Below are 24,428 nucleotides of genomic sequence, written 5' to 3'. Positions count from 1 at the left end.
GCGACGCCGGCTGCTCGGCGCTCACTGGCGCCGGGGGGTGATGGGGATGCCGGCGACCGTCCCGGTGTCCGGGTCCCCGCCGCCCGCGCCGCTGGTGTCCCCGCCGCCCTCGGTGGTGCCGCCGTTCGAGGAGTCGTCCCCGCCCCCGCCGCCGTCGCCGCCACCCGTGGGGCCCGGTTCGGTGCTGGCGCCGCCCGTGGTGGGGCCGCCGGTCGACGGGTCGCCGGTGCCGGTGTTCCCGGTGTCGCCCGGCGGGGTGCTGCCGCCGCCGGTCGTGCCCGGGGTCTCGTCGCCGGTGTCCTCGTCGCCGGTCGAGCCCTCGTCCGGCTCGCCGCTGCCGCTCTCGTCGCCGGAGCCCGGTTCGTCGGAGGCCTCGCCGGAGGGGGCCTCGGTGACGTCGGCGCCGGTCATGAGCTGGAGGTCGAAGTCGGTGACCGGTTCGCCCTTCAGGGCGTCGCGGGTGTACTGGCCCCAGATCTCCGCGGGTGCGCCGCCGCCGTTGATGCGGGCGAGGCCCATGGCGCCGTACAGGGACTTGTGGGCGGCGGTCTTCGGGTCCTGGCCCATCACCGAGATGACGGTGGCGAGCTCGGGGGTGTAGCCGGCGAACCAGGCGGCGGTGTCCTCCTCGGCGGTGCCGGTCTTGCCGGCCGCGGGGCGTCCCGCGGCCTGGGCGGCGGTGGCGGTGCCGTTCTGGACGACGCTGCGCAGGACGGAGGTGGTGGTGTCGGCGGCTTCGCGGCTGACGGCCTGGCGCTCGCGCCGCTCGGGCAGCTCGACCTCCTGCTTGCCCTCCTTCATGACCTTCTCGACCAGCGTGTAGGTGCCGTGCCTGCCGTGGTTGGCGAGGGTCGCGTAGGCCTCCGCCATGTCGAGGGGGCTGGCGGTGGCGACACCGAGGGCGATGGAGGGGGAGGGGGTCAGTTCGGGGGTGTTCTTGGAGAGGCCGAGGTCGATCGCGGTCTGCTGGACCTTGTCGGAGCCCACGTCGACGGCCATCTGCGCGTAGACGGCGTTGACGGACTTGTCGGTGGCCTCGCGGACGGTCACGTCGCCGTAGTCGTGGTGGTCCTCGTTCTCCGGGGCGTAGCGGCCGCCGCTCCAGCCCTGGACGGGGCGTTCGCTGGTGCCGTCGTAGATCGTGTTGGGGTTGATCATGCGGCCGTCCTGCGTCTCGGAGTGGTTCTCGACGGCCGAGGTGAAGACGAAGGGCTTGAAGGTGGAGCCGACCTGGAAGTCGCGGCGGACGGCGTTGGGTGTGTACTGCTTGACGTAGTCGATGCCGTTGTACATCGCGACGACCTTGCCGGTCCGCGGGTCGACGGAGGCGCCGCCGGCCCGGACGTAGCTGTCGACCTTGCGGTCCTTGTCCAGCTTGGACATCAGCTTGTCGTCGACGGCCTTCACGAAGGCGTCCTGCTTGTCCTTCTGGAGGGTGGTGGTGATGCGGTAGCCGCCGCGGCCGAGTTCCTCCTCGTCGACGATGCCGTTCTGGATCAGCTCGTCGCGGACGATGTTGACGACGTAGCCGCGCTGGCCGGACATGCCGGTGGAGATGGTGGACTTCTTGGGGGCGGGGAACTTCGCGGCGGCGCGTTCGGCGGGGCTGAGCCAGCCCTTGGCGACCATGCCGTCCAGGACGTAGTTCCAGCGGGCCTCGGCGGCGGGCCGGTTCTCGGGGTGGGCGACGACGTCGTACTGGCTGGGCGCGTTGAGCAGGGAGGCGAGGTAGGCGCCCTGGGCGGCGGTGAGGTCCTTGGCGTCGATGCCGAAGTAGGCCTGGGCGGCGGCCTGGATGCCGTAGGCGCCGCGGCCGAAGAAGCTGGTGTTGAGGTAGCCCTCGAGGATGTCGCTCTTGCTCTTCTCCCGGTCGAGCTTGATCGAGATGAAGAACTCCTTCACCTTGCGGGTGACGGTCTGCTCCTGGGCGAGGTAGTAGTTCTTGACGTACTGCTGGGTGATGGTGGAGCCAGACTGCTTGCCCTTGCCGGTGGCGGTGTTCCAGCCGGCGCGCACCATCGCCCCGGGGTCGATGGCGGACTCGGTGTAGAAGTCGCGGTCCTCGGCGGCGAGGACGGCGTGCTGGGCTTCCTTGGAGATGCGGGCGAGGCCGACGTTCTCGCGGTTGACCTCGCCGTCGCGGGCGAGGACGCTGCCGTCGGCGTACAGGTAGACGTTGGACTGCTTGAGGGCGAGCGCGTTGGCGGCCGGGATGTGCACCAGGGAGTATCCGAGGAAGAAGCCGCCGACGAGGAGGAGGAGGCCGACGACGCAGGTGCCGAGCGCGATGCGCCAGGTCGGGATCAGCCGGCGCCAGCCGGTGCGCCGGGGGCGCTTCGGCTTCTTCGGCTTCCCCGGGCCGTCGGTCCCCGGGGAGCCGGCCGCCTGTGGCTCTCTGGGGGCCCAGCCCTGGTTCGGCTGCTGCGGCTGCGGCTCGTCGCTCATCTCGTGCACGGACTCCTGTTTCGCGTCGTACGGTCTTCTCCCGCACGGCCTTGTCAACGCTTCTGCGCCCTGTGGCGCCCCTGATGCCGGTGACACCCTCTGAAGAAGACTCTCGCACCGGGCGTTCCGTTCCCACTCGACGGCACACCCGTGAAAATCCGTGGCACGGGCGGTCGGCGTCGCACTAGGCTCCTGCGCTTCGGTGCCGGTCGGGGGGAGTGCGGTGGGCGTGGGCTCGGGGCGGTTGTACGTGGCCGTCGCGGCGGGGGGATTCCGACGGTACGCGACGTATCGGGTGGCCACCGCCGCCGGGGTGTTCACCAACACGGTCTTCGGGCTGGTGCTGGTGTACACGTACCTGGCCCTGTGGGAGGAGAAACCGCAGCTCGGTGGTTACGACCAGGCGCAGGCGGTGACGTTCGTGTGGCTGGGGCAGGCCCTGCTGGCGGCGCTGGCGATCGGGGGCGGCGGTTTCGAGGACGAGCTGATGGAGCGCATCCGTACGGGTGATGTGGCGGTGGATCTGTACCGGCCGGTGGATCTTCAGCTGTGGTGGCTGGCGGCGGACGTGGGGCGGGCGCTGTTCCAGTTGGTGGCACGGGGGGTGGTGCCGTTGGTGTTCGGTTCGTTGTTCTTCCCGGTGGAGCTGCCGCGTGAGGTGTCCGTGTGGGCGGCGTTCCTGGTGTCGGTGGTGCTGGCGATGCTGGTGGGTTTCGCGTTGCGCTATCTGGTGGCGCTCTCGGCGTTCTGGCTGCTGGACGGCACGGGCGTGAAGCAGATGGGGTGGATCGTGGGGCTGTTCTGCTCGGGGATGCTGCTGCCGCTGAACGTGTTCCCGGGTGAGCTGGGCGAGGTCGTGCGCATGCTGCCGTGGTCGTCGCTGCTCCAGGCGCCGGCGGACGTGCTGCTGGGGGAGGCCGGGGCGGTGGGGACGTTCGTCTTCCAGGCGGGGTGGGCGGTGGCGCTGCTGGCGGTGGGGCGGCTGGTGCAGTCGGCGGCGACGCGGCGGGTGGTGGTGCAGGGTGGCTGAGACGGCGCACGCGGACGGCCGGGTCGCGGAGGGGCTGCGGGTGTACGGCCTGATCGTGATGATGTGGGTGCGGTCGACGATGGCGTACCGGACGTCCTTCGCGCTGACGGCGTTCGGGAACTTCGCGGTGACGGCGCTGGACTTCGTGGCGATCCTGCTGATGTTCTCCCAGGTCGACGCGTTGGGCGGCTGGTCGCTGGCGGAGGTGGCGCTGCTGTACGGGCTGTCCGGTGTGTCCTTCGGGCTGGCCGACCTGGCGATCGGTTCGATGGAGCGGCTGGGCCGCCGGGTGCGGGACGGCACCCTGGACACGCTGCTGGTGCGTCCGGTGCCGGTGCTGGCGCAGGTGGCGGCGGACCGCTTCGGGTTGCGCCGGCTGGGCCGGGTGGTGCAGGGGTTGCTGGTGCTGGGGTACGCGCTGGCGGTCGTGGACGTCGACTGGTCGGTGGCGAAGCTGCTGCTGATGCCGGTGATGCTGCTGAGCGGGGCGGGGATCTTCTGCGCGGTGTTCGTGGCGGCGGCGGCGTTCCAGTTCGTGGCGCAGGACGCCTCGGAGGTGTCGAACGCCTTCACCTACGGCGGGACGACGATGTTGCAGTATCCGCCGACGGTGTTCGCGCTGGACCTGGTGCGGGGGGTGACGTTCGTGGTGCCGTTGGCCTTCGTGAACTGGCTGCCGGCGTGCTACGTGCTGGGGCGGCCGTATCCGCTGGACCTGCCCCGGTGGGTGGCGTTCGGGTCGCCGCTGGTGGCCGTGGCGTGCTGCGCGCTCGCGGGGCTGGCCTGGCGGGCGGGGCTTCGTTCGTATCGGAGTACGGGGAGTTGAGGGCGTTGGCACAGGCGGTGGACGGCGTGGGGTCCGGGGCGGGTTACATCGAGCTGGCCGGGGTGGAGAAGGTCTTCGACGTGCGCAGGAGGACCGGTTTCCTGAAGCGGGAGCGGCGGCGGGTGCGGGCCGTGGACGGGCTGTCGTTCTCCGTGGCGCGCGGCGAGATGGTCGGCTTCATCGGCCCGAACGGTGCCGGGAAGTCGACGACGATCAAGATGCTGACGGGCATCCTGACGCCGAGCGGTGGCCGGCTGCGGGTGGCCGGCATCGATCCGTCCCGGGAGCGGACGCGGCTGGCGCGCCGGATCGGGGTGGTGTTCGGGCAGCGGACGACGCTGTGGTGGGACCTGCCGCTGATCGACTCCTACCGGCTGGTGCACCGCATGTACCGCATCCCGGACGCCCGCTACCGCGAGAACCTGGACCGGTGCGTGGAGCTCCTCCAGTTGGAGGAGCTGCTGGACGTGCCGGTGCGGCAGCTGTCGCTGGGGCAGCGGATGCGCGGCGACATCGCGGCGGCGCTGCTGCACGACCCGGAGGTGCTGTACCTGGACGAGCCGACGATCGGCCTGGACGTGGTCTCCAAGGCCAAGGTGCGGGGTTTCCTGCGGGACCTGAACGCGGAGCGCGGCACCACGGTGCTGCTGACGACGCACGATCTTCAGGACATCGAGCAGCTGTGCTCCCGGGTGATGGTGATCGACCACGGGCGGCTGATGTACGACGGTCCGCTCGCCGGCCTGCACGAGGCGGGGGAGAGCGAGCGCACCCTGGTGGTGGACCTGGAGCGGGAGTTGCCGCCGGTCGAGGTGGCGGCGCCCGCGCGGGTGGTGCGGGTGGAGGGGCCGCGGCAGTGGCTGGCGTTCCCGGCGTCGGCGTCGGCGGCGGGGCTGGTGGCGCGGATCGCGGCGGAGTATCCCCTGGTGGACCTGTCGGTGCGGGAGCCGGACATCGAGTCGGTGATCGCCAAGATGTACGCGGAACGTTCGAGCGCGTAGTTTCCGGCGCGGTGACCTCGTAGGCTGCTGTACATGACCGACGACGCCCCGGAACTCCGCGCATCCGACGCCGACCGTGAACGAGTCGCCGAGGTCCTCAGGGACGCCCTCGCCGAGGGGCGCCTGGACATGACCGAGTTCGAGGAGCGGCTGGACGCCACGTACAGCGCCCGTACCTACGGGGAGCTGGCGCCGATCACCAGGGACCTGCCGGTCGGCGGGGGAGTCGTGACGCCCAGGGTGTCGATGACCAAGGAGCCGGCGGCGGACGGGGACTGGGCGGGCCGGGTCACCGGTGGCGAGGGGTCGTCGTCGTGGGCGGTGGCCGTGATGTCCGGGTTCCAGCGCAAGGGGCGCTGGACGGTGCCCAAGCGGTTCAACTCCTTCGCCTTCTGGGGCGGCGGGGAGATCGATCTGCGGGACGCGTACTTCGCCGACCGCGAGGTCGTGATCAACTGCGTGGCGATCATGGGCGGGGTCGACGTGATCGTGCCGCCGGGGGTCGAGGTGCTGGTCCGCGGGGTCGGCGTCATGGGCGACTTCGACCACCGGGAGTCCGGTGTGCCGGGCGAGGCGGGGGCGCCGCGCGTGATCGTGACCGGCTTCGCCTTCTGGGGCGGCGTCGGCGTCCGCCGCAAGCTGACGCGGGCGGAGAAGCTGCGGGCCCGGGAGGAGCGCCGGCAGGAGAAGCTGGACCGCAGGGCCGGGCGCGGGGAGGTGCGCTCCTCCACCCAGGAGGAGCTGGCGGACGCCCACCACAGCATGATCGAGGGGCACCGGGAGATGGTGCGCGGGCTCCGCGACGAGCGCCGTGAGGAGCGTGAGCTGCGCCGCGAGGAGCGGGACCGCCGCAGGCGGGGCGAGGACTGAGCCGCGTGCCGCGCCCGGCGGCCGGCGCGCGTGCCGGTCACAGCTGGATGGGCGCGGCGCCCTTCAGGTCGTCCAGGTCCAGGGTCCGGCCCATGCGCGCGTAACCCTGGTCGCTGGGGTGCAGGTGGTCACCGCTGTCGTACTGGGCGCGCAGCCGGCGCGGGTCGTAGGGGTCGCGCAGGGCCTTGTCGAAGTCGACGACCGTGTCGAAGACGCGGCCCGAGCGGATCTCCTCGTTGATCTCCTGCCGCATCGTCTCGCGGGCCGGTGTGTGGCCGGCGTGGCCGCCGAACGGCGTGATCGTCCCGCCGACGACCTTCAGTCCCCGGGCGTGGGCCTGGCCGGTCAGGGTGCGCAGGCCTTCGAGGACGCGGTCGCGGTCGGCGAGCTTCGGGCTGTGCAGGATGTCGTTGACGCCGATGAGGATGACGACGACCTTGGCGTTGGTGCGGCCCAGTACGTCCCGTTCGAACCGGCTCAGCGCGCTGGGATTGTCGGCGGGCCGGCCGGACCTGCTGGTCAGGATGCGGTTGCCGCTGATCCCCTGGTTGACGACGCTGTAGCGGGGGGTGTCCCGCCCGCCCTGGGCCGCGTCGTGCAGGCGCTCGGCGAGGACGTCGGTCCAGCGGTGGTTGGCGTTGGTCTTGGAGCCGAGGCCGTCGGTGATCGAGTCGCCGAGGGCGACGACGGTGCCCTGGGCCTCGTGGCTCAGCACGTCCAGCGCGGTCAGGTAGCGCCAGTACCGGGTCTCGGTGGTGTAGGCGACGGCCGTGACGTCCGAGGCGCGGTCGCCCTCGGCGAGGTAGCTGATCTGCTGCGCGCGCGGGTGGTAGGTGACCGGGCCGGACGGCACCGGGGAGTACGTGGTGACCAGGACGTCCGCGCCGTACGGGACGGCGAGGCGGGCGATGTCGCTCATCACCTGTCCGCCCGGCGGGATGACGACCCGGGGGCTGCCGGCGAAGGTGAGCCGGCGCATGGTGTCGGCGAGCGCGGCGGCGGTGTCGGGGCCCGCTGCCAGGGCGACCGAGGCGTGCGTGATGGTCAGCGGGGACTGCCCGTACAGGTTGGACAGGGTGATCCGGGCGCTGGTACCGCCGATGCTCGGGTGCACGACGTTGCGCACCGACAGGCCCGCCATGCCGGTGGTCTCGGTGCCCGGCTCGGCCGCCGCCGGTGCCGTGGACCAGGCGCCGACCCAGGTCCCGGTGGAGGCGGGGGCGGCCTCGCCCCCCGGGAAACGTCCGCCGGCGACCGGTGGGGTGCGGTCCCCGGTGCCGTCGTCGGCGGACGCGCCGACGTATATGGCCGCGGAGATCGCCACTATCAGGGTGACGATCGCCGCGAGCAGGGCACGGTGCTGGGTGGGAGGTGCCCCCGTACCTCCGTCACGACCCCGGGTCATGCTGTGCTGTTCTCCTCGGGCGAGGGGAGCCCGAGGCTCCGGTCCGATGACCCCATGATGCGTCATGGGTCGGGGAAAGGCCGTACGACCCCCGGGCGTTCCCCCTCCCGGACAGACGCCGGGAACTTGTGTTCCGTTCCGGGAGTCGGTCAGGAAGGGACAATGTGTGCGGGACGCAACAGTGAACGGTGGAGCGGATGGACAGCAGCGGAGCGGGACTTCCGGGTGGTTCCGGCGACACGGGCGGTACCGGCGGTACCGGTGACGTCGGGACGGGCGCCGGGACGGGCGCGGGGGCGGGCGTGCGATCTCCCGTGAAGACCGGAGACACCGCCTCGGGAGCCTCTGGTGCCCCCGGTGCCCCCGGCGCCTTCCGCGACCGGGCGATGACGTCCTTCAGCCCGGCCGACGAGGAGAAGCGCCGCGGCGTGCGCCGCATGAAGCTCACCGCCACCGGCCTGCTGCTCTTCGTCGCCGTGGTCTACGTGCTGGCCGAGTGGGCCGCGCACCGGGGCGCCGGTGCCTGGGCCGGCTACGTCGCCGCCGCCGCCGAGGCCGGCATGGTCGGCGCGCTCGCCGACTGGTTCGCGGTCACCGCCCTCTTCCGCCACCCGCTGGGCCTGCCCATCCCGCACACGGCGATCATCCCGAAGAAGAAGGACCAGCTCGGCGTCTCGCTCGGCGAGTTCGTCGGCGAGAACTTCCTCTCCGAGGCCGTCGTACGGCAGCGGCTGCGCGCGGTCGGCATCGGCAGCCGGCTCGGCGCCTGGCTCGCCGTGCCCGAGCACGCCGACCGGGTGACGGCGGAGCTGTCCGCCGCCCTGCGCGGCGCCCTCACCGTGCTGCGCGACTCCGACGTGCAGGCGGTGGTGGGGGAGGCGATCACCCGGCGCGCCGACGCCCAGGAGATCGCCCCTGGCATCGGCAAGCTGCTGGACCGCATCGTCACCGACGGCGGTCACAAGCGGGCCGTCGACCTCGTCGTCTCCCGCGCGCACGACTGGCTGGTCCTGCACGGCGACTCCGTGATGGACGCCGTACAGGGCGGGGCGCCCGGATGGACGCCCCGGTTCGTGGACAAGCGGGTCGGCGAGCGCGTCTACAAGGAACTGCTGCGCTTCGTCACCGAGATGCGGGACATGCCCGCCCACCCGGCGCGCGGCGCCCTCGACCGCTTCCTCGCCGACTTCGCCTCCGACCTCCAGGCCGACACGGACACCCGCGCGCGCGTGGAGCGGCTGAAGACCGAGGTGCTGGGGCGCGGCGAGGTCCAGGACCTGATCGCGTCCGCCTGGACGGCCGTACGCTCCATGATCGTCTCCGCGGCCGAGGACGAGCGCAGCGAACTGCGCCTGCGGGTGCGGGCCTCACTGCTGTCGCTGGGCGCCCGGATGGCCTCCGACCCCAAGGTGCAGGGCAAGGTCGACGGCTGGGTCGAGGGGGCCGCGGTGTACGTGGTCACCACCTACCGGCGCGAGATCACCTCCCTGATCACGGACACCGTGGCGGGCTGGGACGCCGAGCACACCACGAAGAAGATCGAGGCGAACATCGGCCGCGACCTCCAGTTCATCCGCATCAACGGCACGGTCGTCGGCTCGCTCGCCGGGCTGCTGATCTACACGGTCTCCCGCATCCTGGGGGCGTAGGGCTGCCGCTGCGGGCGGCCCCGCGGCCTCCCGGCGCGGCGGGCGTGTTCCTCCCGGTGCAGGGCACAAGGGAGGCGTTCGCTCGACGGAGAGGGAGCCATGACAGCAGAATCGTCGTCGGCCTCGGTGCCCAACCCGACCGGTACGGTCACCACGGCCGTCCCCGCCCGCCTGGACCGGCTGCCCTGGTCACGGTGGCACTGGATGATCGTGATCGGCCTGGGCACCGTCTGGATCCTGGACGGCCTCGAAGTCACGATCGTCGGCAACGTCGCCGGACGCATCGCCGAGGACGGCAGCGGACTGGACATCAGCTCCACCCAGATCACCGGCCTCGCCGCCGCCCTGTACGTGGCGGGCGCCTGCTGCGGGGCCCTGTTCTTCGGCTGGCTGACCGACCGCTACGGCCGCAAGAAGCTGTTCATCACGACCCTGGTCGTGTACCTGGCGGCGACCGCGCTGACGGCCCTGTCCTTCGAGTCCTGGTGGTTCTTCCTCTTCCGCTTCCTCACCGGCTTCGGCATCGGCGGCGAGTACGCGGCGATCAACTCCGCGATCGACGAGCTGATCCCGTCCAAGTACCGCGGCCGCGTCGACCTCATCATCAACGGCAGCTACTGGCTCGGCGCGATCGGCGGCTCCCTGCTGTCCATCGTCATGCTGGACACCGACATCTTCCCCAAGGACCTCGGCTGGCGGCTCAGCTTCGCCCTCGGCGTCGTCCTCGGCCTGGTCATCCTCCTGGTGCGCCGGCACGTACCGGAGAGCCCGCGCTGGCAGTTCATCCACGGCCAGGGCGAGAAGGCCGACACCCTCGTCTCCTCCGTCGAACGGGAGATCGAGGAGGAGAAGGGCGAGAAGCTCCCCCCGCCGGCCGGTGAGATCACCATCCACCAGCGCAAGAGCATCGGCTTCGGCCTCATCGCCAAGACCGTCTTCGGCCGCTACCCGCGCCGCGCGGTCCTCGGCCTCTCCCTCTTCATCGGCCAGGCCTTCCTCTACAACGCCATCACCTTCGGCTTCGGCGCCATCCTCATCACCTTCTTCGACGTGCCGACCGGCAGCACCGGCTACTACTTCGCCGTCATCGCGGCGGGCAACTTCATGGGCCCGCTGCTCCTCGGCCACCTCTTCGACACGGTCGGCCGCCGCATCATGATCTCCAGCACCTACCTGCTCTCCGGCATCCTGCTGTTCGGCACGGCCTACCTCTTCGACCGCGGCTCGCTCACGGCGACGACGATGACGGCCTGCTGGTGCGTGGTGCTGTTCTTCGCGTCGGCGGGCGCCTCCAGCGCCTACCTGACCGTCTCCGAGATCTTCCCCATGGAGACCCGCGCGATGGCCATCGCCTTCTTCTACGCCCTCGGTACCGCCGCCGGCGGAATCAGCGGCCCGCTGCTCTTCGCCGACCTCACCGAGTCCGGGGTGGTCGCCGACACGGTCCTCGCCTTCCAGATCGGCGCCGGGCTGATGTGCGCGGCCGGCCTGGTGGCGGCGTTCCTCGCCGTGAAGGCGGAACGGCGCTCGCTGGAGGACATCGCGGAGCCGCTGTCCTCGGTGGGGGCGGGGTCGGGCGGAACATCCGGGTCGGGCGGACCGTCCGGTTCGGGCGGAACATCCGGCTCCGGGGCGGCGAAGGCGTAGCCTCGGCCCACCGACCTTCAGGAGCCGCCCGATGACCGTCCGCCGCATCGTCCCCAACCACCAGGTCGAGTCCGAGGAGCAGCTCACGGCGAGCCGCGACTTCTACGGCCTGCTGGGCTTCGAGGAGGTCATGAGCATGGGCTGGGTGACGACCCTGGCCTCCCCGGCCAACCCCACCGCCCAGATCAGCTTCTTCACCGAGGAGCGCACCGCGCCCGTCGTCCCCGACCTGAGCGTGGAGGTCGAGGACGTCGACGCGGTCCACGCCCAGGTGCTCGCCTCGGGCGCCGAGATCGTACGGGAGCCGCGGGACGAGGAGTGGGGCGTACGGCGCTTCTTCGTCCGGGCCCCCGACGGGCGGGTGGTGAACGTCCTCACCCACCTGCCGTAGCTCCGAGGGCCTCCCGGTCCCAGTCCCGGCTTCCCGGCCTCAGTCGCGCTTCCCGGCCCTCAGTCCCGCTCCCGGCCCTCAGTCCCGCTTCCCGGCCTCAGTCCCGCCGGTCGGCCTCAGTCCCGCCGGTCGGCGACCGCCCAGGAGGCCAGCGCCACGGCGCCGGCCACACCGAGGACGGCGGGCCACGCGCCCACCTTCTTGGCCAGCGGGTGGGACCCGGCGAAACCGGCCACGTACGCGGCCGTCAGCGCCCCGGCCGCCCGCCCGCCGGCCCGCTCCCGCCACTGCTGTGCCGCGGCCGCTCCGGCGACGGCGAGCACGGCCCCGCCGAGCTGCCGCTTCTTCGTCCAGCGGGCCACGCCGTACCCGCCGACGAGTCCGCTCGCGGCGACCACCGCGCTGGGTACCTTCGCCATGTCTGCCTCCTGCTCCTGTCGCTGCCGCCCCGAGTACCGGGGCTTGCTGCCGCGCCGAGTACCGGCACCGAGGCTAATCCTCGACGAGGGCGGCGCTCGCGCCGGGGGAGCGGGCACGGCGCACACGCCGGGGTGTGTCCGGGACGACGACGGCTCCCACCCGGCTGCCGGCCGACCCGCGCCGAACGGCTGAGACACGTCCGCGGCCCGTATCCGCCCTGTCACGTCCGCGCCCGTACCTCGTTGTAGCGGTGTACGCCCCCGCGCGGCGACGGCCGACGGCCTCCGGCACGCAGCGCACGCCCACCCGACACACGCACCCCGGCCCACGCCGACAACAGACCCCCGCCTCCTACGCCCCCACGCCCAGGCCCCCACGCCGAAGGAACGGATGCACCATGAACGCTCGTCTCGACATCTTCGCCAACCCGATCGCGGGCAAGTTCCTGCGCCACATCAACTCGGCCGGCAAGATCCTGACGGACTCGACGCTGCCGGCCGCGACCCAGGAACTGGTGAAGATCCGCGCCAGCCAGATCAACGGCTGCGGCCTCTGCCTCGACATGCACACGAAGGACGCCGTGGAGGCGGGTGAGACCGCGGCGCGCCTCCACCTGATCGCGGCCTGGCGGGAGGCGAAGGTGTTCACCGACGCCGAGCGTGCCGCCCTGGAACTGACCGAGCAGGGCACCCGCCTCGCCGACGCCGCGGGCGGCGTCACCGACGAGGCCTGGGCGAACGCGGCCGCACACCACGACGAGGACCAGCTGGCCGCGCTGGTCGGGCTGATCGCCCTCATCAACGTGTACAACCGCGTGAACGCCATCACCCGGCAGCCCGCGGGCGACTACCAGCCGGGCATGTTCGGCTGACACTCGGCCGGCGCCCCCCACCCATCGGCGGTCGACGCCCGAACGAGCCGTCAGCTACCCCAACTGCCCACCCCCACGCGGGCGTCGGCGTCACCCATCTCCCACCATCCCGACCTCGGCGGCGCTAGGTTGGTGTCCGGATCACACACGTCGACCCCGAGGAGACCCTGCCGTGCCGGACACCCACTCCGACCTCGCGGCCACCGCGGAGATACGGGCCAGGATCGACACCGCCACACCGCACTCGGCCCGTTTCTGGAACTACTTCGTCGGCGGCAAGGACCACTACGAGGTCGACCGCGAGATCGGGGACCAGATCAAGGAGATCTTCCCCGGCCTCGTCGACGTGGCCCTCACCAGCCGGCTCTTCCTGGGCCGCGCCGTCCGGCACCTGGTCGCGGAGCACGGCATCCGCCAGTTCCTGGACATCGGCACCGGCCTGCCCACCGCCGACAACACCCACGAGGTGGCCCAGCGCGTGGCCCCGGACGCCCGGATCGTGTACGTCGACAACGACCCGATCGTGCTGGCCCACGCGGGCGCGCTGCTCACCAGCACCCCCGAGGGCAGGACCGCCTACCTGGACGCCGACCTCTACGACCCCGACAGCGTCCTGGAGGCCGCCGCCGGCACCCTCGACTTCTCCCGGCCGATCGCCCTGATCATCCTCAACACCCTCGGCCATGTCGCCGACCACGACCAGGCACGCGACCTGGTCCGCCACCTGGTGGCCGGCCTCCCGTCGGGCAGCCACCTCGTCATCAGCGACAGCACCGCGACGAGCGAGGGCATGATCGCCGCCTCCGCCGCGTACAACGCCAGCGGCGCGACGCCCTACCACGTCCGGGACGTCGAGGACATCGCCGCCTTCTTCGAGGGCCTCGACCTGCTCGCCCCGGGCGTCGTACGGGTCACGGAGTGGCGCCCGGACCCGGACACCCCGGAGGCGGTCGCCGTCGACGCGTACTGCGGGGTGGCGCGCAAGCCCTGACGCGGTGCGCCGCGCCTCCCCGTCACCCCGTCATCCCGTCACCCCGAGGCCAGCTGCTCCGCGATCTCCGCGATCCAGGAGGCCTTCTTCGCCGGGTCGTCGAGGCTCTCCGCCCACGCCTCCGGCTCCAGCTTGTGGTGGGCGGGGCCCGCCTTCAGCGCGACGAGGAGGGCCCTGGCGGACTCCCGCATCTCGGCCGTGGTGGCGTGGCCCCCGGGGACGGCGGGGCCCGCCGCCAGGTCGTAGATCCTGCGCGCCATGGCCTGCCGCTCGCCCTTGGACACCTTCTTCCAGAACTTCAGGGCGTGTTTCAGCGAGTCGGTGCGGGACGCGGCCTCCGCGGGGTCCTCGCCCTGCGGAGTCCAGCGGTCGGGATGGCGGGCCTCTTCGTAGCGCTTCGTGCCCGCGCGGCCGGCCTTGTAGGCGGTGACGCCGAGGAGGAGGCCGGCCCCGGCGGCGGCGAGGCCCCAGCCGACCGGGTTGCTCGCCAGTCCGGCCCCTCCCGCCGTGGCGGCGACCGCCGTCACGATGCCGGCCGCGGCCTTGGTGGGCTCGGCCACCGCGGTCACCGCGTCCTTGCCCATCTTGTAGCGCTGCTTCCTGGTCGCGTACCCGTGCACCGTGTGCAGGGTCTCCACGTCCTCCTCGGCGTGCTGAAGCCTCTGGGCGGCCTCCCGGGCCCCGTCCATCGCCTCCGAGGCCACGTCGAGCGCCTCGGAGACACCGTCGAGCCCGTCCTCGCGACCCTGGTCCCAGTACGCGTCCAGCGCTACGTACGCCCTGGCCGCGGCCCAGTTGGCCGCCTGCCGCTCCTCGTCCAGCCGGGCCAGCGACGCCTCGTGGACCAGGTTCGGGTCCCCGAGGTTCTTCAGGTCCTTGTACTTGCCGGACGTCCTCCCGACGCGGACCGCCGCACGGGCGCCCTTCACCAGGCCGACGACCCCGCTGGCGACACCGCTCGCCTCGGACGCCAGCGCGGCCCCCGCGGCCCTGTGGAGCTTGGTCGCCTCCTTGGCGCCCGCGACGACGTAGCTTCCCGAACTGGCGGCGCCGACGACCGCGTCGGCGCCCTTCACCCTGGACCTCCGGTCGGTCCTGTGCTGGTCGGCCCCCGGCTCGTGCCCCTTGGCCTCCTTCCTCGACTTGACCGCGTCCATACCGCTGACCACGGTCCCGGCGGCCTCGGTGAGGAAGTTGCCCGACGCGGCGGAGGTCCCCGAGGCGGCGGCGGAGTGCTTCAGCCCGTCGTTGACCGTGGCGGCGGCCTGCTGGGTGAAACCCGCGTTGGTGGGCACCTGGACGCCCTTGATGAACGTGTCGATGGGCTCGAGATTCTTCTTGAACCGGTCGAGGTACCCGGCGATGACGTCCCGGTAGTTCCTCTTCGCCCGAGCGGCCGCGTCCCCGCTCTCCGACGCCTTCCCACCCGCCGCCGCGCCCCTGGCCCGCTGCACCGCCACCGTCGCGGCCCGGTTGCCGACGCCGGCCTGCAACTCCAGCAGGGCATGCTCGGCCGAGGTCGCGGACGTCCCCCCGGCCCGGCTCCGCTCCTGCCGCTGCCGAGCCGAGACCAGGACGGCTGCGGACGGCCGTGTCGGGGTGCGGTGGACCGGGGTGCTCATGGGACACGCCTCTCCTGGGCCTAGCCGGGCGAGGCGAAGGTAGCCGGGCGTGGCCAACAGGAGGGGTACGGCGGAGAAACTCAGCGCGGACACCACGGCACGCGTCGAAAGGGAGCCGGGCCGGTCCGCCCATCCGTGCTACGGGGTTTCCTCCCTCCTCTGGACAGCCCTCACGACGCGATCAACGAGAGTGGAGGCATGCCGGGGTGCAACAACTGCTGGCCCTTGCCGTCCACTCGTAGGGTGAAGGCTTCCGGCTCGGGACGGCCCGCGGCGTCGAAAGCGTCGACGACCTGCTCGATCCGCTCCCACAACCGCAGCGGTCCGCCCTCCCGCACTTCCCATGTGTCACCGTCCATCGTGAGCGCGGCAGAGGAGCCGGAGACGACGTCGACCAGATGCAGGATCCCGTCGATGGTGACCAGCTGAGCGTCCGGCACCGCGCTTTGAGTGAGAAACCGCAGATGAAAAGCCTCTTCGGTCGCAGCCGTAAGCCGCTCCGGGGCGTGCCGCGCCGACCGGGGCGCCTCGGGTAGACCCGCGGTCCAGTCAGCCGGATTTCCGTACGCCGGTGCCGCGTGTGTCCGCGCGGCCATGAAGGAGATGGTGCCTGGCAACAGGGGACCCTCGGCGGTGCCGTCCGCGGCGACGGTGAGAAGGACGCGGGCACTGCCGTACAGCCACCCCGACAAGGGGAGCAAGATCTTTCCGCCTGGCCGCGTCTGCCTCAGTAGGGCGGGAGGTACGGCGCGGACGGAGCAGGTGGCCACGACCCGGTCGAACCAGGCCTCGGGCCAGTACCCGTACAGCCCGTCCGCCCGTGCCAGAGTCGGCATGTACCCACAGCCGTACAGCGCGTCGGCCGCCGTCTCCAACCGGTCGGGGTCGACTTCGACGCTGGTCACGTGGGACGACCCCAGCCGTTCACAGGCGAGCGCCGTCGCGTACCCGGCCCCCGTCCCGATCTCCAGGACCGTGTGTCCCTCAGCGACGTCCGCGTCCGACCACATACGTAGGGCCAGGGATGGCGGCGTGGACGAGGAGGTGGGAGTTCCTCCATGCCGGACGGTGGGGTGCTTCCAGTCGGTCTTCTCGCCGTCGATCTGCGTGATCAGCGTGGTGTCCGAGTACGAGGTCGCCAGCCAGCGCCCGTAGTCGAGGTCGGGGGTGACCGGTTCCCACACCGTCAGTCCCCGCTCGTCGCATGCGCCAGCGGGCAGGTAGAAGCCGGGTACGAAGGCGTGGCGGGGCACCCTTTCCGCGACCGCCTGCCAGGCAGGCGCGAGCCGAGTCCCGGTTTCAGCGAAGGCCCTCACCATCGCGGGTCGCAGCGCGGCGGCGTCGTTGTCGAGGTCGGTGGGCATCGTCATGCTGTGCCACATCCGTCCGTGCTCGGAACGTCGGCGCTCGCGTCGGTGACCGCGGGTGCGTTCAGTCGTGCCCGCCCGTCACGCATCAGGGCGATGATCGCTCGCGGGGCGCACAGGTCGCCTTCGTACCGTGGCGGAACGACCCAGTACGTGCCAGGTGGCTGCTGGCGGTCGATGCGCGGAACCCCCAGGTAGGTGCCGTGACCGAGACAGACCGCGACGTCCTCGTACGCCCATACGAGAGCGGCGTGCGCCTGGATCAGGGCGTAGTACGTTCCGCCTGCCACTCGGCTGTCGTGAATGATCGAGCCGCCGAGCAACTCGCCCAGGCTCACCGCGACGCGGTTCCTGTCCTGAGACCGGACAGCGGCGTGAACTACGCGGGCGGGCAGACGCACAGCTGCGAACCGCTTGCCGAGGGGAAGCAGCGCGACGCTCTGGGTCGCCCACTCCCGGCGAGCCCGTTCCGGATCTGGGTCACTGCGCGCGAGCCACTCGGAGATGACTCGATCGAGAGCGTCCTGTGTGTACACCGGGGCCTCCTGGACTCCGTCACGGTGAGGTACAGCGCCTAAGACTCCTCACCGGACAGCTCCGAAACTAGGGCTTCTAGGGGCCTCTGAGAGGGCGTTGACAGGATGTCTATGGCTGCCTGAGGGTGACAGGCCGCCTTCTACCGGACTTATGTGGGAAGCTCGGCGTAGTCGTCAGCAGGAGGTCCCGTGTCCAGGCCGACAGGAAACATCCGTCTCAAGGCCGCACGCGTAGCCGCCGGGTTCAATTCACAGCAGGACCTGGCCGACGCCCTTACGGAACACGCTCAGAGCATGGGCATCCGCGGCTTGTCCATTGGAGTACGACAGGTCCGTCGCTGGGAGTCAGACAATCCTCCGTGGCCGCAGCCGGACTGCCAACGCGTCCTGGTGCACCTTTTGGGTCAGAGCTTGGAGGCACTCGGATTCGCTCCGCCATGGGGATCAAACGGCCCGAAGCCCGACCCGGTGCGTCGCACGCTGGTCGTCGGGGGAGCCACATCCCTGGGGCGGGCGGTGACACCCAGTCGAGGCGGCACGGCTTTTCAACCGGCCACCGTGGGAACCGACTTCCAGGCGGTGACCAGGTCTCACCGTCGGCTCTACTGGTCGGTCGCGCCGGCCATACTGCACCCTGCCGTCCTGGCGCACGCGACGCTGGGCTGTGCCCTGCTCCCGGAGACGGCGAGTCCCACACGCGCTGTGATCGCGGCAGCGCTGGCGGAGACGTATCTCCTGGCGGGCCGGATCGAGTTCTTCGACATGCGCGAGCCGAGCATGGCACACGAGACCCTTCTCCTCGCCCTCCAAGCGGCGGGCGAAGCCGACGACCCCATGCTTGGGTCGGCGATCATCGCGCACATGGCCTTCATCCCCGGTTGGGCCGGAGACCGAGACGCAGCCCTGGACCGAATGATCGCGGCACGCACCTACGCGCGGCGGGCCACGGCGTCGGCCGAGTTCCTGGCCTGGTTGGGCGCCGTCGAGGCCGAGTGTGAGACCAGGTGCGGTGACACTCGCACCGCCTTGCATCTGATCGGCCATGCGGAGGACGTCCTGAAGGACGGTAACGAGCACCCCTCACCCGAGTGGATGGACTGGTTCTCCCCGGCCAGGCTCGCGGCCTTCAAGGGCAACACCCACCTGCTCGCGGGCCACCTCCCTCAGGCCCGCGAGGCGCTGCTGGGGGCCCTTGAGGCCATGACACCAAGCGAGGCCAAACAACGCACCGTCGTATACGGCGACTTGGCGGCGGTTGAGGTCGCGGCCGGAAACCCTGAGCAAGCCTGCTCATACGCCGGAAAGGCTCTCGATCAACTGTCCATCACGTGGTACGCGACGGGCATGGACCGCGTACGCGAAGTCCGTCGTGCGCTCACCTCTCACCAACATGAGCGCTGCGTCCGCGACCTGGACGACCGACTGTACGACTGGTCGACGACCGTCAGCGCTCTGAGCCGTTGAAGAGGGCGATCGCGTCGCTGAGCCCAGCGAGATTCTCGATGCGGAAGGTCGGCAACTCCTCTGCCTCGGCGCTGTGCCACTGGATGGTGGCCCAAGGACCACGGCGCACGAGTGCGGTGTGCAGTCCCGCTTCGCGGGCCGGCCGGACGTCGTTGTCGCAGCGATCGCCGACGTAGAGGATCTCGCCGACGTCGAAAGGCGCCGCGTCGGCGACCCGCTTGAAGAACTCGGGGTCGGGCTTACTGGCGCCCCAGTCGTCGGACGTGCCGATCAGGTCGACGTCTGCGCAGAAGAGGTCCCGCAGGATCCGCCCCGCGCGGACGGTCTGGTTTCCCGCGATACCGAGCCACAACCCATCAGCGCGAAGTCGCCGAAGGCACGCTCGGACGTCGTCGTACAGGTCGTCCTCGCCGAAGGTCTCCGCCTGTCCGGCGGCGGCCCTCTTCTCGCGCTCTTCGTAGAGGTCGAACCCGGGTCGAAACTCCTGGAAGACGTCGCGGTAGTCGCGGCCCTGAGCGATCACGGCGCCGAACATGGCGTGGAAGGTGTGCCGCGGCACGCCGAGCCAGTCCGCCCATGTCCCGTACTCCCGGGTCTCGTCCACGAGACACTCACCGACGTCGAAGACCACTGCGCGAATCATGGGGGCAGGGTACAGACGTGCTCCGAGCGGGCCCGAGGCAAGTGTTTCAAGAGGGCGCTCGCGAGCCTCACAGGCGCTGACCGAACCGGTGACTCGATGCTGTAACAGCGTCGACCGCTCCCTCCTGACGTTTGATCAGATCGAGTCTAAGATCGTTCAGCGACGTACGTCCCGACCTCATCCAATCCACCTGGACGGTTCTCATGACTAGCGCCTACGAGTCGGATCCCATATTCGAGACGGTGCCACGGCAGCTTTCGAATCTAGTTACTAGAATCCATGGGCGCGAGGTTGCACTTCCAGATTTTCAGCGAGATTTCGTATGGGATGCCACGCGAACCGAAGAGTTGATCCAATCAATAATTTCGGAGTTTCCGGTCGGAACCCTGCTTCTTTGGAAGCAAGGGGACGGTGAAACGTTTGCGAGTCGCAGCTTCGAAGGGGCACCCGAATTGGGTGATAAGAAGCCTTCGGAACTCGTACTGGACGGCCAGCAGCGGCTTACCGCCTTGTATCAGGCCCTAACTGGAGCCGGGGACGAACGTTTCTACCTGAAGGTGGACGAGTTCGTTGATGTGTGTACTGACTATGTCAAGGAATTTCACGAGGTCAATTTCGACGAAGCGGTAATATCTGTACCTATTGCGGCAAGCAAGGGGCAGGCCAAAAAGAATCAAGAGTTGCTGGGGGTGTCTCACTTCCCTGTTTCGAATGTCGGCAGGTTCGATGACTGGCTAGATGACTACGTAGAAGTCATCAATGGTGAAGTTGAGGAATACAGTGCGAAGTACCTGAAGTCGCTTTACAGGAGGATGCGTGACAAGTACATCGTTCCCTTGCGTTCCTATGGTCTACCGGTCCTTACCCTTCCGGAAACGACCCCGATAGAGGCAGTTTGCACGATCTTTGAGACGCTCAACCGAACTGGGAAGCCGCTAGGTCCGTTCGAACTTCTCACGGCTCGTTATTATCCCCAAGGGGTGAACCTTCGGGACCTCTGGCTAGAGGCGCAGGGCAACTATAAGGCTCTGCTTGATTTCAGAGTGGATCCTTACAGCGTTCTTCAGGCCGTGTGTCTCAGGGCTCATGGGTCCGCCCAGAGGTCGGATGTGCTCAAGAAGTTGACGGCTGCTGATATTTCCAGTCATTGGTCGTCCGCGGTGAAGGGAATTGCCGGAGTCATTGACATGCTGCAGTCTGACTGCGGATTGGTGGCGCCAAAGTGGCTACCGTATGGCATGCTCCTTATTCCCATGGGTGCCATCTGGGGTGACATCCAAAAACTTGAGCCCATTGATCGGGCTCCCGCCTATGAGCGCCTTCAGCGGTTCTTCTGGTGCAGTGTGTTCACCACGAACTACGATCAGGGCGCCAACAGTCAAGCAGGGGCAGACTATGCTCGCCTGAAAGAATGGGTGGTTGCCGGGGAGGGGAACGCCCCTGAGGCAGTGAGCGAGTTGCCGCTGAGTGCTTCCACTCTTCGCAGTGCATCTGTACGACGCAAGGCCTTGTACTGCGGTCTGATGTGTCTGCTGGCTACGACCCGAGCGGAAGACTTCCATACGGGCCAAGCCATGACGCCATACCGAGTTGGTGAAGTGCAGATAGATTCGCACCACATTTTCCCGAAGGCCTTCCTGGCGCGCACTGGTGCAACGGAAAGCTCTGAGCTTCTGTTGAATCGCACCCTCATTGATGCGGAAACTAATCGCATCATCAAGGATAAGGCGCCCAGTGTATATCTGACCGAGATGGCAGCAGCTTACGGAAGTGAGAAGCTGGAGTCAGTCCTCTCGTCTCACGCCATCAAGAGCGGCTCGACGAGTGGTCTGGCTAATGACCGCTACGGTGACTTCCTTGATGAGCGACTCCAGACAATCGTCCAGCTGATTGAAGGAGTTACAGGCCGTAGTCTGCAGGAAGAGTGACAGGAGGACCGGGGTCACTGAACCGTTGTTACCCGGTCCGGATGCCTGCGTCAGCCAGCCTGGATGGCCGAGTACGTCCACACGTCGGCCGGTAGGGGATGTGCGAGGTGCCAGGTGATCGCCATCGGCTTGCTGCCGGTGTGCTTCACGTAGGTCGCCGGACCGAGGAGCGTCCACGGCTGGGATTTTCCTATGTCCGTGTTCTTGTAGCGGCGCATGAACAGCAGGACATGGCTGCCGCGACGCGCGTGCTGCTGGTAGCGCAGACCCGTGCGCGAGTCGGCTGACGTCGCATTCTGGGACTCCCAGTGGAAGAGCGTCGGGCTCACCGCGTAGTCCTTGTAGCGGATGGTGGGGGAGAAGTCCCTTTCGTTCTTCTCGAGTGTGACGAGGAGCGCGTCCGTCTGGAGCTCCTCGACCCACTGCACGCCCTGCGCGAAGGACCTCGGCATCTGTCCACCGAAACGTGCGACGCCGAGCGCGGCCAAGATCTCCGACCGGTTGTACGCACTGTGGACCTTCAGCGGGACCCGACTGAAATGGCCGGACAGTGGGATTGGAAAGTGGTCCGCCTGCTCGATCACGTGTGACAGCACCTGCCGGAGTTCATCCCGAAGCGCTCGCTGTGGGCGTAGGGCGGCGAGGCCCTCCTGGAAACTCGTGAAACCGCCGGCGTTGTCCCACAGGTTGAAGAACAGCATGCGGGCGTAGGCCTGCTCGGTCGCTCCGAGTGCCTCGTACGGTGGGGCATCGTCTTCCAGGAGACGCGAGTAGCTCTGTGCACGCTCGGGGTCGTCGACGTGCAGAAAGGCGTGGACCCGCTTCAGCAGTGCCGTCTCACCCGGCGAAGGGGGCCAGGTGGGCAGTCCTGCTCGGCGGAGGACGCTCGTCCAGGAGTTGTCACTCTTGTACAGTTCCTTGATCTCTCGGCGGCTTTCCCGGAGGTAGTCGGCGAGACGTGGGGTGCTGTATTCCTTGACCTCCTTCGCCAGCGTCTTCACCGTGGCCCCCAGCTGAGTCCTGATGTTGTCGAGGATCAGATCCTTCGCCTTGCCCTCTAGGAGAATCTGACAACCGGACGGCAGCTGCGGAAAGTCGCGTTCGATGTTGTCGACGAGCCGGTTCCGGGACAGGTTGGTCAGAGCCCGGAACTGCTCCTCGAAGCGGAACTCGGCTCGGTGCTGTCCGATGAAGTCGAGGACAGTGAGGACGGGCTTCGTCTGGGTTCGCCGCAGTCCTCGCCCAAGTTGCTGGAGGAAGACCGTCGCGCTGTTCGTGGGCCGCAACAGAAGCAGGGTGTCGACGTCCGGGATGTCGAGCCCCTCGTTGAACAGGTCCACTGAAAAGATCACTTGCAGCTTGCCGCTGCGCAGCTCGGACAGCGCCCGGGCGCGTACGTCGGCAGGCGAGTCGCTGTCGAGCGCTACGGCCTGGATGTTGGCCTTGCGGAAGAAGTCCGCCATGAAGTGGGCGTGCGCCTTGGTGACGCAGAATCCGAGCGCCCGCATGGTGCCCGGGTCGGAAACCTTGTCCCGGATCTGCTTGACGACGATACGGGCCCGGGCGTCGTTGCCCGTGAAGAGGTTTCCGAGCTCCTGATCCGCATAGGAGCCCTTTTGCCAGTGGAGGCCGGTCAGATCCGTGCCGTCAGGGATTCCGAAGTAGTGGAAGGGGCACAGCAGGTCGTTCTCCAGTGCCTCCCAGAGTCTCATTTCGGCGGCGATACGCCCCTCGAAGAACTCGTCCTGGACGTTGCGGCCGTCCATCCGCTCCGGAGTGGCGGTGAGGCCCAACAGCTCCTTCGGCGTGAAGTGGTCTATCACCCGCCGATAGGTGGAGGCCGTCGCATGGTGGAACTCGTCGATGACGATGATGTCGAAATGGTCGGGAGCCAACTGCTCCAGCCTCTGGACGTTGAGGGACTGGACGCTGGCGAAGACGTGGTTCCACTCTCGCGGGTCCGCGCCGCCGTGCAGCAGCTCACCGAACGAGGCGTCGTCCAGCACCTCGCGGTAGGTGCGCAAGGACTGCCTGAGGATCTCCTTGCGGTGGGCCACGAACAGCAACCTCGGCTGAGGGCCCGTCGATTCCCGGTTCAGGCGTCGGTAGTCGAGCGCGGCCATCACCGTTTTCCCGGTACCGGTAGCCGCTACCAACAGGTTGCGGTGCCGTCCGCGGAGGCTGCGCTCGATGTGGAGCCTCTCCAGCATGTCCCGCTGGTGAGGGAACGGACGCACCTCAAGGCCGGAGAGGTTGATCTTCACGTCGCTGGGCGCCGTGGTCCCGCTCGCCTGGGCCAGAGCCCCGTCGAGGCGCTGACCGTCGGAATCCGGGTCGTACGTCTCGAAAGCCGCGTCGTTCCAGTACGCGTCGAAGGTAGCCTCGAACTTGTCCAGTACCGCAGGGGTGGCCACCGACGACAGGCGGACGTTCCACTCCAGGCCATCGAGCAGCGCCGCACGGGAGAGGTTGGAGCTGCCGATGTACGCGGTGTCGAACCCTGTCCTGCGACGGAAGAGCCAAGCCTTGGCGTGCAGCCGGGTTGAGCGGATCTCGTAGTTGACCTTCACGGTGGCGCCGAATTCTCGAACGAGCCGGTCGAGCGCGTGGCGGTCTGTGGCGCCCATGTACGTGGTGGTGATGACCCGGATCGGCACCCCGCGTTCTTTTGCGGCGCGCAGGGAGTCCTCCAGTACCCGGATGCCGTACCACTTCACGAACGCGCAGAGCAGGTCGATACGGTCTGCGGTGGCCAACTCGGCCCTCAGCTCCGAGCCGAGGCTGAGGTCCTCCGGCGAGTTGGTGAGCAAGGACGTGTCAGAGAGCGGCGTGAGCGGACGGATCGCGTAGGCCCCGGGAGCCTCCTGCTCCGCCAAGGCCAGCAACTGACGAGGTCCCTCGACGATGGAGCTGACGGGCTCGGGGTCACTCTGCTCGCTCGTACCTGCGGCCAGGGACTCGAGTATGCGGTTTGCGAAGGGAACCCGCTGGGCGGCCGGGAGTTGGCTGAGGCGGCGGGTCACCATGTCACCGATGTGCCGAGCCAGCACATGGGGCGAGGACTCGGCACTGACCTCTGCGTCGACGGCCTTCCAGCCAGCGGCTTCCAGCCGCTCCAGCTCGCCGTGCACACTGTCCGTGATGAGTTGCTCGTAGACCCCCGCGACCGGTTGCCCCGGTACCCCCGCTTCTCCCACCACGCCCCCTCGATCATCATGCCGACGTGGTTCAGTTCTAACAGCAGGCACTGACAACCAGCTACGCCTTCGGTGACGGGCCGGGGTGCTCGCGGTGTGGGGCCCAGCAGATGAGCAGAGCGTGA

Annotated in this window: 19 protein-coding genes; 11 read left to right on the top strand and 8 right to left on the bottom strand. The window is 69.2% G+C overall.

The window, feature by feature from the left end:
• Positions 1-21: 21 nt before the first annotated feature.
• Positions 22-2,445: a transglycosylase domain-containing protein gene (locus ACGF5T_RS14470; protein ID WP_361011067.1), complete on the bottom strand. Its 2,424-nt coding sequence runs from the start codon at positions 2,443-2,445 to the stop codon at positions 22-24.
• A gap of 223 nt (positions 2,446-2,668) precedes the next feature.
• Between ACGF5T_RS14470 and ACGF5T_RS14465 the strand changes: the two genes are divergently transcribed.
• The 4 genes from ACGF5T_RS14465 to ACGF5T_RS14450 are packed head-to-tail and all read left to right on the top strand — an operon-like array spanning position 2,669 to position 6,172.
• Positions 2,669-3,475 (top strand): ABC-2 family transporter protein, encoded by an 807-nt coding sequence (locus ACGF5T_RS14465; RefSeq protein ID WP_356603852.1) that lies wholly within the window; start codon positions 2,669-2,671, stop codon positions 3,473-3,475.
• Positions 3,468-4,301: an ABC transporter permease gene (locus ACGF5T_RS14460; protein ID WP_366767242.1), complete on the top strand. Its 834-nt coding sequence runs from the start codon at positions 3,468-3,470 to the stop codon at positions 4,299-4,301. The genes ACGF5T_RS14465 and ACGF5T_RS14460 overlap by 8 nt, the downstream gene beginning before the upstream one ends.
• On the top strand, positions 4,298-5,302 hold the full coding sequence (locus ACGF5T_RS14455; protein WP_392887955.1) for an ATP-binding cassette domain-containing protein: 1,005 nt from the start codon (positions 4,298-4,300) through the stop codon (positions 5,300-5,302). The genes ACGF5T_RS14460 and ACGF5T_RS14455 overlap by 4 nt, the downstream gene beginning before the upstream one ends.
• 33 nt (positions 5,303-5,335) lie before the next feature.
• Positions 5,336-6,172 (top strand): DUF1707 domain-containing protein, encoded by an 837-nt coding sequence (locus ACGF5T_RS14450; RefSeq protein ID WP_366767243.1) that lies wholly within the window; start codon positions 5,336-5,338, stop codon positions 6,170-6,172.
• A 37-nt stretch (positions 6,173-6,209) separates the two neighbouring features.
• On the opposite strand, the gene ACGF5T_RS14445 is transcribed toward ACGF5T_RS14450, so the two are convergent.
• Positions 6,210-7,577, bottom strand: a complete 1,368-nt coding sequence (locus ACGF5T_RS14445) for an SGNH/GDSL hydrolase family protein (RefSeq protein ID WP_366767244.1) — start codon at positions 7,575-7,577, stop codon at positions 6,210-6,212.
• A 197-nt stretch (positions 7,578-7,774) separates the two neighbouring features.
• Between ACGF5T_RS14445 and ACGF5T_RS14440 the strand changes: the two genes are divergently transcribed.
• From ACGF5T_RS14440 to ACGF5T_RS14430, 3 genes are all read left to right on the top strand, one after another.
• The gene (locus tag ACGF5T_RS14440) at positions 7,775-9,226 is read left to right on the top strand and encodes a DUF445 domain-containing protein (protein ID WP_366767245.1); all 1,452 of its coding nucleotides are present in this window, start codon (positions 7,775-7,777) and stop codon (positions 9,224-9,226) included.
• Positions 9,227-9,325: 99 nt separating this feature from the next.
• On the top strand, positions 9,326-10,873 hold the full coding sequence (locus ACGF5T_RS14435) for an MFS transporter (RefSeq protein WP_356603841.1): 1,548 nt from the start codon (positions 9,326-9,328) through the stop codon (positions 10,871-10,873).
• 31 nt (positions 10,874-10,904) lie between these two features.
• Positions 10,905-11,264, top strand: coding sequence for a VOC family protein (locus ACGF5T_RS14430; protein ID WP_356603839.1), 360 nt, complete (start codon positions 10,905-10,907; stop codon positions 11,262-11,264).
• Between the two features lie 116 nt (positions 11,265-11,380).
• Here the strand turns inward: ACGF5T_RS14430 and ACGF5T_RS14425 are convergent, their stop codons facing one another.
• Positions 11,381-11,683, bottom strand: coding sequence for a hypothetical protein (locus ACGF5T_RS14425; RefSeq protein WP_356603837.1), 303 nt, complete (start codon positions 11,681-11,683; stop codon positions 11,381-11,383).
• Between the two features lie 398 nt (positions 11,684-12,081).
• On the opposite strand from ACGF5T_RS14425, the gene ACGF5T_RS14420 reads away from it, so the two are divergent.
• Together ACGF5T_RS14420 and ACGF5T_RS14415 are read left to right on the top strand one after the other, a co-directional pair.
• The gene (locus tag ACGF5T_RS14420) at positions 12,082-12,555 is read left to right on the top strand and encodes a carboxymuconolactone decarboxylase family protein (RefSeq protein WP_356603835.1); all 474 of its coding nucleotides are present in this window, start codon (positions 12,082-12,084) and stop codon (positions 12,553-12,555) included.
• 172 nt (positions 12,556-12,727) lie between these two features.
• Positions 12,728-13,546: an SAM-dependent methyltransferase gene (locus tag ACGF5T_RS14415; protein WP_356603833.1), complete on the top strand. Its 819-nt coding sequence runs from the start codon at positions 12,728-12,730 to the stop codon at positions 13,544-13,546.
• Positions 13,547-13,584: 38 nt separating this feature from the next.
• Here the strand turns inward: ACGF5T_RS14415 and ACGF5T_RS14410 are convergent, their stop codons facing one another.
• The 3 genes from ACGF5T_RS14410 to ACGF5T_RS14400 all read right to left on the bottom strand — a co-directional run bounded on the left by ACGF5T_RS14410 (position 13,585) and on the right by ACGF5T_RS14400 (position 17,071).
• Positions 13,585-15,168: a hypothetical protein gene (locus ACGF5T_RS14410; RefSeq protein ID WP_366767246.1), complete on the bottom strand. Its 1,584-nt coding sequence runs from the start codon at positions 15,166-15,168 to the stop codon at positions 13,585-13,587.
• Between the two features lie 170 nt (positions 15,169-15,338).
• Positions 15,339-16,538: an ATP-grasp peptide maturase system methyltransferase gene (tgmC, locus tag ACGF5T_RS14405; RefSeq protein WP_366767247.1), complete on the bottom strand. Its 1,200-nt coding sequence runs from the start codon at positions 16,536-16,538 to the stop codon at positions 15,339-15,341.
• On the bottom strand, positions 16,535-17,071 hold the full coding sequence (locus tag ACGF5T_RS14400; protein ID WP_366767248.1) for a hypothetical protein: 537 nt from the start codon (positions 17,069-17,071) through the stop codon (positions 16,535-16,537). The genes tgmC and ACGF5T_RS14400 overlap by 4 nt, the downstream gene beginning before the upstream one ends.
• 189 nt (positions 17,072-17,260) lie before the next feature.
• Between ACGF5T_RS14400 and ACGF5T_RS14395 the strand changes: the two genes are divergently transcribed.
• Positions 17,261-18,535, top strand: coding sequence for a transcriptional regulator (locus ACGF5T_RS14395; protein WP_366767249.1), 1,275 nt, complete (start codon positions 17,261-17,263; stop codon positions 18,533-18,535).
• Here ACGF5T_RS14395 and ACGF5T_RS14390 read toward each other — a convergent pair.
• Entirely contained in the window at positions 18,516-19,178 is a 663-nt protein-coding gene (locus ACGF5T_RS14390) for an HAD family hydrolase (RefSeq protein ID WP_366767250.1), read from the bottom strand. The genes ACGF5T_RS14395 and ACGF5T_RS14390 overlap by 20 nt on opposite strands.
• A 203-nt stretch (positions 19,179-19,381) precedes the next feature.
• Between ACGF5T_RS14390 and ACGF5T_RS14385 the strand changes: the two genes are divergently transcribed.
• The gene (locus tag ACGF5T_RS14385) at positions 19,382-21,106 is read left to right on the top strand and encodes a DUF262 domain-containing protein (protein WP_366767251.1); all 1,725 of its coding nucleotides are present in this window, start codon (positions 19,382-19,384) and stop codon (positions 21,104-21,106) included.
• A gap of 50 nt (positions 21,107-21,156) precedes the next feature.
• Here the strand turns inward: ACGF5T_RS14385 and ACGF5T_RS14380 are convergent, their stop codons facing one another.
• A complete protein-coding gene (locus ACGF5T_RS14380; RefSeq protein ID WP_366767306.1) occupies positions 21,157-24,303 on the bottom strand; it encodes a DUF3427 domain-containing protein in 3,147 nt (1,048 codons plus the stop codon).
• Positions 24,304-24,428: the final 125 nt, after the last annotated feature.

It is taken from the genome of Streptomyces sp. NPDC047853 (assembly GCF_043204535.1).
Taxonomy (GTDB): domain Bacteria; phylum Actinomycetota; class Actinomycetes; order Streptomycetales; family Streptomycetaceae; genus Streptomyces.
Note: the sequence above shows the minus strand (reverse complement) of the source record. Positions and strands in the feature narration are given on the sequence as shown.